Below are 6,206 nucleotides of genomic sequence, written 5' to 3' on the forward strand. Positions count from 1 at the left end.
CATTTCCATCGGGCACTGCCCGCCGCCCCCGGCACCAACGGCCGGTTCCCAAAGGCCCTTCGGCCTTTGGTGGGGTGGTGTGGAGGGGCGACGCCCCTCCACGATCGCCCGCCGGACCTTCCTCGCCGCGCCATGCCTGTTGCTCGCGCGCCCCGCCGCGGCCGTCACCTTCCCCGATCGCGGCCTGGCCCAGGGCGGCTTCGTCGTCGGCCGTGCTGCGGCCGGCGCGCGGCTGGCACTCGAAGGCCGGCCTGTGCGCGTCTCGCCGGAAGGCGCCTTCGCCTTCGGCTTCGGGCGCGACCATGGCGCGAGTGCTGCGCTCGCCATCACCCACCCGGACAACCGGCGGGAAGACCGGCGCCTGACCATCGCGCGGCGCCAATGGCAGGAACAGCGCATCAATGGCCTGCCGCCCGCGCAGGTGACGCCAGACGAGGACACGCTGCAGCGCATCCTGCGCGAGCGCGAGAGGCTCTCGACCGTGCGTGCGACCGATTCCGCGCTGACCGGCTTCGCCCAGGGCTTCGTCGCACCCGCCACCGGCCGCATCTCCGGCGTCTATGGCAGCCGCCGCATCCTCAACGGCCAGCCGCGGCAGCCGCATTACGGGCTCGACTTCGCGGTGCCGACCGGCACGCCGCTGCTCGCCGCCGCGGCGGGGCGGGTGACGCTGGCCGATTCCTTCCATTTCTTCGGCGAGCTGGTGGTGATCGACCACGGGCACGGCGTGAATACGCTCTACGCGCATCTCTCGGCGATCGAGGTCCGCGAGGGCCAGATGGTCGCGCAAGGCGAGCGAATCGCGCGCAGCGGCGCCACCGGCCGCGTGACCGGCCCGCACCTGCATTTCTCGCTTTCCTGGTACCAGACCTTCCTCGACCCGCAGCCCGTGGTGATGCCCGCATGAGCAGTTCTCTCGCCTGGGACGAACGCTACGCCGGCGGCGACTTCCAGTTCGGCGAGGCGCCGAACCTGTATCTGCTGTCGCAGGCGCACCGGCTGCGGCCGGGGACGCGCGCGCTCGCCGTCGGCGACGGGGAAGGGCGCAACGGCGTCTGGCTGGCCGAACAGGGGCTCGATGCCACCTCGGTGGATTGGTCGGAGGTCGGGCTCGCCAAGGCGCGCGCCCTTGCCGGACACCGCGGCGTCGCGCTGCAGACCGTCACCGCCGACCTCACGCGCTGGGAGTGGCCGGTGGCGCGCTTCGATGTCATCGCCTGGATCTTCGTCCACCTGCCGCCGGAGGACCGCGCCATCGCCTGCGCCGGCGCGCTGCGGGCGCTCGCGCCGGGCGGGCTGCTGCTGCTGGAATGCTTCACGCCGGCACAGGAAGGCCGCCGCAGCGGCGGGCCCAAGGACCCCGCGCTGCTGTGGACGCGGGCGCTGGTCGAACGGCACTTCGTGGGGCTCGAGGTGCTGGAACTGCTGGAAGGCACCGTGATGCTGGACGAAGGGCCGCGGCACCAGGGGGCGGCGGAGGTGGTGCGGGCGGTGCTCAGGAAGTAGGCGGGGGGGAGAAGGGAACTTCTCCCCCCGGCCCCCCCCTCAACCTTCTTTGGAACTTGGAGACTGACAGCGGAAGTCAGTTCCCGAAAAGACAAAAAAGGGAGGGGGTTTGGGGGAGGTTCACCCTCCCCCAACCTGTCCGCCGCCTTATTGCATGCTATAGGCTCCCTCGAATGCCCCGTGCCGTCGCGCCGCGGGTGCGGCGCCCCCCCGTTGCCGCTCCTGCCCGACCCGCACCCCCCGCCCGACCGCGACGCCGCTTGGCGCCGCGCCTGTTTCGCTGGTCGGTGATGCTCGCCGTCTGGGGCATGGTCGCGGGTTTCGTCGCGCTGCTCTGGTTCGCCTGGGACCTGCCTCGGCCGGAGGATGCGCTCGGCGCGACGCGCCGCCCCTCCGTCACGCTGGTCGCCGCCGATGGCGCGCTGCTCGCGACCTCCGGCGACCTCTATGGGGAGACGGTGCGGCTGGCGGACCTGCCCGCGCATGTGCCCGCCGCCTTCATCGCCATCGAGGACCGCCGCTTCCGCGACCACCACGGGCTCGACCTGGTCGGCGTGGCGCGCGCGCTGGTCGCCAACCTCACCGCCCGCCGCGTGGTGCAGGGCGGTTCCACGCTGACGCAGCAGCTCGCGAAGAACCTGTTCCTGACGCCGGAGCGCAGCCTCAGGCGCAAGGTGCAGGAGGCGCTGCTCGCGCTCTGGCTGGAACAGCGCTTCACCAAGAATGAGCTGCTGACGATCTACCTGAACCGCGTCTATCTCGGCGCCGGCACCTTCGGCGTGGATGCGGCGGCCAGGCTCTATTTCGGCGTGCCGGCGCGGCGGCTGACGGTGGGCCAGGCGGCGGTGCTGGCCGGCCTGCCCAAGGCGCCGTCGCGCTTCAATCCTCGCGTGAATCCCTCCGCCGCCGTCGCGCGCGCGGTCGAAGTGCTGGAAGCGATGGCCGAGACCGGGGCCATCCCGGCCGCCGCCGCGATGCAGGAAGCCGAGCGCCTGCGCTTCCCGCCCGCCCCCTCCCGCGATGCCGGCTGGTTCGCCGACTGGGTGCGGGACAGCCTGGGCGAGCGCGCGCCGCCGACTGCCGACCTGCTGCTGCGCACGACGCTCGACACCCGGCTGCAGGCGGCGGCCGAGGCGCGGCTTGAGGCGCTGCTCGCCGGCCCAGGCCGTGCCGCCGGAGTCTCCCAGGGCGCGGTGGTGGCGATCGAGGCTGCGAGCGGCGCGGTGCGCGCCATGGCGGGCGGGCGGGACTACCGTGCCAGCCCCTTCAACCGCGCGACGCAGGCGCGGCGCCAGCCGGGCTCGGCCTTCAAGCCCTTCGTCTACCTGGCCGCGCTCGAAGCCGGCGCACGGCCGGAGGACGGCGTATCCGACGCGCCGATCAGCCTTGGCGGCTGGTCGCCCGGCAACGGCAACTGGCGGTCGCGCGGCGAGATCACTTTGGAGGACGCGCTGGCCCATTCGGTGAACACCGCGGCGGTGCGCGTGCTGCAGCGTTCCGGCGGGCCGCGCCAGGTGGCAGCGGTGGCGCAGCGGCTGGGCCTGCCGGGGCCGTTCCCGCGCGATGCCTCGATCGCGCTCGGCACGGCCGAGGTGACGCTGCTCGACCTCGTCACCGCCTATGCGCCCTTCGCCAATGGCGGCCACCGCGTCGCGCCCTTCGGCGTGGCGGAGGCGCGTGCCGAGGGCCGCCCGATCGCCTGGCTGCCACCCGCCCGCGCGCCGGTGATCGCGGCCGAGACGGCGGAGGCGATGCGGCGGATGATGACGGCGACAGTCGCCCGCGGCACCGGGCGCGCGGCCGCCGTGCCGGGGCTCCCGGTGGCAGGCAAGACCGGCACCACGCAGGACAACCGCGACGCCTGGTTCATCGGCATGGCGGGGGGCAACGTGATGGGCATCTGGCTCGGCAACGACGACGCGACGCCGATGGAAGGCGTCGCCGGGGGCGGACTGCCGGCGCGGCTGTTCCGGGAGATCCTGGAGACGGCGCGCGGGAGAAGCGGATGACGCAGACAGCGCGGGGGAGGGTGAACCTCCCCCGGACCCCCTCCCTTCTTTGGTTTCCTGGCGCCGGCCGCGGCTGTCAGTTCCCAAATGCCAAAGAAGGTCGGGGGGTTCGGGGGGAAGTTCCCTTCCCCCCGACCTTCCCGCGGGCTTCGCCATGACCGACGACCTCCTCGCCTTCGCCCGCCCGGTCCGCCATGAGGCGAACAACCTCATCGCCGTGCTGTCCGGCACGGCCGACATCCTGTTGCGCGTCGCTGCGACCGATCGCGACCGCGCGCGGGCGAGCCGCGTGCGCGAGGCGACGGATCAGCTCGATCGCCTGCTGAAGGCGTATCTATCCCTCGTTGCTCCGTCGCCGGAGGAAGGCGGCACGGACGGGCCCAGGCTGCTGATGCGGCTGCATCCGCTGATCGTGCTGCTGCTCGGGCCCGGGCGCGTGGTGGAGATCGAGGTGTCGCCGAGGCTGTCCCGGATCGGCATGCCGGTGGTGGAGTTGCAGACCGCCGTCCTGCGCCTGGCACGCGAGGCTGCCGCCGCGGTCCCGCCGGGTGGCGGCCTGCGCGTCGTGCTGGAGCCCGCCCCGGGCGGCGCGACGCTGCGTGTTGCGCCCACGCCGTCGGGCAAGACGCCGCCGCCGGTCTTCCTGCCGGCGGCGCCCTAATGTCCTGCCCGCTTGGTTCGCTGGATCTCCCAGCGAACGTCCCGGGCGGGAGGCTACGCCGACCGGCTCTCCGCCGGGCAGGTCCGGATGCCGACGATCGAATAGGCCGGGCAGTACCGCATCAGCCCGGTCGCCAGCGGCACCAGCCCGACAAGGCCCCACCAGCCGAGCGGGCCGAAGGCGCCCAGCGCGAGGATCACCAGTCCGGCGACGATGCGCAGGATCCGGTCCACGCCACCCACGTTGCAGCTCATGCTTCCGCTCCTTCATCCTGCCGGCGATGCCCGGCCGCGTCGCCTTGGTGGCAGGCGCGGGCAGGCCGCGTCGGTGATGAAGTCACGCGACGGCGGTGCCGTCCTTGATCCGTGTCAGCCCCGCGAGGTCGAGCGGCGTGACGGCGCCGCGCTCGGTGTGCACCAGCCCCGCCTTCGCGAAGGCGGCGAGGCGGCGGCTGACCACCTCCCGCGCCGTGCCGATGTCGGATGCGATCTCCTGCTGCGTCGCCGCCACCGTCCCCGGCGCGCGGTCCAGCAGATAGGCCGCCAGCCGCGCATCGACGCTGCGGAAGGAGAGTTCCTCGATCCGTCCCATCAGCGCCGCGAGCCGCGCCGCAAAGCCGGCAAGGACGAAGGTGCGGAAGGCGGCGCTCTCCTCCACCAGCCGCGCGAACAGCGGGGCCGGCAGCAGCAGCCCCTCGCAGTCCGTCTCCGCCGTGCCCTCGGCGCTATAGGCCTCGCCGGCGAAGAGGCAGGAGGTGGTGATGGCGCAGGCCTGACCGGGCTCGACACGGTAGAGCAGCAGCGCGTGCCCGTCCTCGGCGATCAGGTCCACGCGCGCGCGGCCCGCGCGCAGGAGCACGAAGCCCTGGCACGGATCGCCCGGGCGGAACAGCACGGCGCCGGCCGGAGCGCGCAGCGGCAGGGCGGCGCCGAGGATGCGTGCGCGGGTGGCGGGATCGAGCGTGGCCGGCAGGGCGGCATCCTGGGATGGCATCGCTGGAGACCTTGGCGCCGCCCGGGACGTGGCTCAAGCAGCAGCGGGGCGTTCGCGCCGGGGCAGGGGGGCACCGCCGGGGCTGCGCGGCCCGGCGGGAGGAGGCGACCGACCCGGCGGCGAGGGTCGCGTCATGCCGCCGCGCGGGCCCGGCACCGTGGCGCGTCGGACACGCCGGCCCTGTCGCGGCATTCCGCCGCGCCGTGAAAGCGATGCAAACCAGACCCTTCCCATGTAGGATTGCGACAGAACCTCAAGACACGTCCCGGATATGCCGCGCGCCGCACTGACCGACGATTCCCGCAGCACTGCCCGTAGCGCCGGCGGGGGCGGGCGCTTCGCCTCCGCCGCCGTGCGCGCCGTGCTGCGGCGACGGGTGATGGAGCTGTGCGGCCTGCTCGTCGCGCTGCTGGGCGTGGCGCTGCTGGTGGCGCTGGGCAGCCACAACCCGGCGGACCCTTCGCTGAACACCGCGACCGATCGGCCGGTGGGCAATCTCGCGGGGCCGGCCGGGGCGGTGATCTCGGACATCCTGCTGCAGGGCTTCGGCTTCGCCGGGGCGCTTCCGGGCGTGGCGCTGCTCGCCTGGGCCTTCCGGCTGGCGACCCATCGCGGGCTCGGCTCCATGGCGGCGCGGCTCGGTGGGCTGGTGGTGGGGCTGCCGCTGGCCGCGGCGGCCGTTTCCCTCCTGCCCATGCCGGCGGGCGTGCCGGTCGAGGCCGGGCCCGGCGGCGCCATCGGCCCGGTGCTGGCGGGCGCGGCGGTGGACGGCATGTCAGCCGTGCTCGGGCCGCTCGGCGCGCTGGTCGCACATGGCGTCATCGCTGTGGCCGCGGTCGGGGCGGTCTTCATCGCCTGCGGGCTGACAGTCGGCGAATGGCGCGGCGCGGGGCGCGCGGCGGTGGGTGCGGGCCAGGTGGCGGTGGTTGCGGCGCGGTCCGGCGCCGCGGTGCTGCGCCGGCCGGCGTCGGAACCTGACCCCCCGCCCGCGCGGCCGCAGCGGCCCGGGCTGTTCGCGCGGCTGTCCGGGCGCGTCG

At 74.2% G+C, this 6,206-nt stretch carries 7 protein-coding genes; 5 read left to right on the forward strand and 2 right to left on the reverse strand.

From position 1 onward, the window contains the following. The first annotated feature begins 79 nt into the window (after positions 1-79). The 4 genes from GXW74_RS25725 to GXW74_RS25740 all read left to right on the forward strand — a co-directional run bounded on the left by GXW74_RS25725 (position 80) and on the right by GXW74_RS25740 (position 4,176). Positions 80-907 carry a M23 family metallopeptidase gene (locus GXW74_RS25725; protein ID WP_338148337.1) on the forward strand — a complete coding sequence of 276 codons (828 nt, stop codon included), beginning with the start codon at positions 80-82 and terminating at the stop codon, positions 905-907. Next, positions 904-1,506, forward strand: a complete 603-nt coding sequence (locus GXW74_RS25730; protein WP_211849510.1) for a class I SAM-dependent methyltransferase — start codon at positions 904-906, stop codon at positions 1,504-1,506. The genes GXW74_RS25725 and GXW74_RS25730 overlap by 4 nt, the downstream gene beginning before the upstream one ends. Before the next feature lie 260 nt (positions 1,507-1,766). Then, positions 1,767-3,515, forward strand: a complete 1,749-nt coding sequence (locus GXW74_RS25735) for a transglycosylase domain-containing protein (RefSeq protein ID WP_246524140.1) — start codon at positions 1,767-1,769, stop codon at positions 3,513-3,515. 154 nt (positions 3,516-3,669) lie between these two features. Beyond that, the gene (locus GXW74_RS25740; RefSeq protein ID WP_211849512.1) at positions 3,670-4,176 is read left to right on the forward strand and encodes a hypothetical protein; all 507 of its coding nucleotides are present in this window, start codon (positions 3,670-3,672) and stop codon (positions 4,174-4,176) included. Between the two features lie 53 nt (positions 4,177-4,229). On the opposite strand, the gene GXW74_RS25745 is transcribed toward GXW74_RS25740, so the two are convergent. Further along, positions 4,230-4,430: a YgaP family membrane protein gene (locus GXW74_RS25745; protein ID WP_211849513.1), complete on the reverse strand. Its 201-nt coding sequence runs from the start codon at positions 4,428-4,430 to the stop codon at positions 4,230-4,232. 82 nt (positions 4,431-4,512) lie between these two features. Then, positions 4,513-5,169, reverse strand: coding sequence for a Crp/Fnr family transcriptional regulator (locus tag GXW74_RS25750; protein ID WP_211849514.1), 657 nt, complete (start codon positions 5,167-5,169; stop codon positions 4,513-4,515). A gap of 271 nt (positions 5,170-5,440) precedes the next feature. Here GXW74_RS25750 and GXW74_RS25755 point away from each other — a divergent pair. Beyond that, on the forward strand, positions 5,441-6,206 hold a 766-nt coding region (locus tag GXW74_RS25755; RefSeq protein ID WP_211849515.1), incomplete at its 3' end, for a DNA translocase FtsK 4TM domain-containing protein.

Origin of the sequence: Neoroseomonas eburnea, assembly GCF_018129005.1 — a bacterium.
GTDB lineage: Bacteria > Pseudomonadota > Alphaproteobacteria > Acetobacterales > Acetobacteraceae > Neoroseomonas > Neoroseomonas eburnea.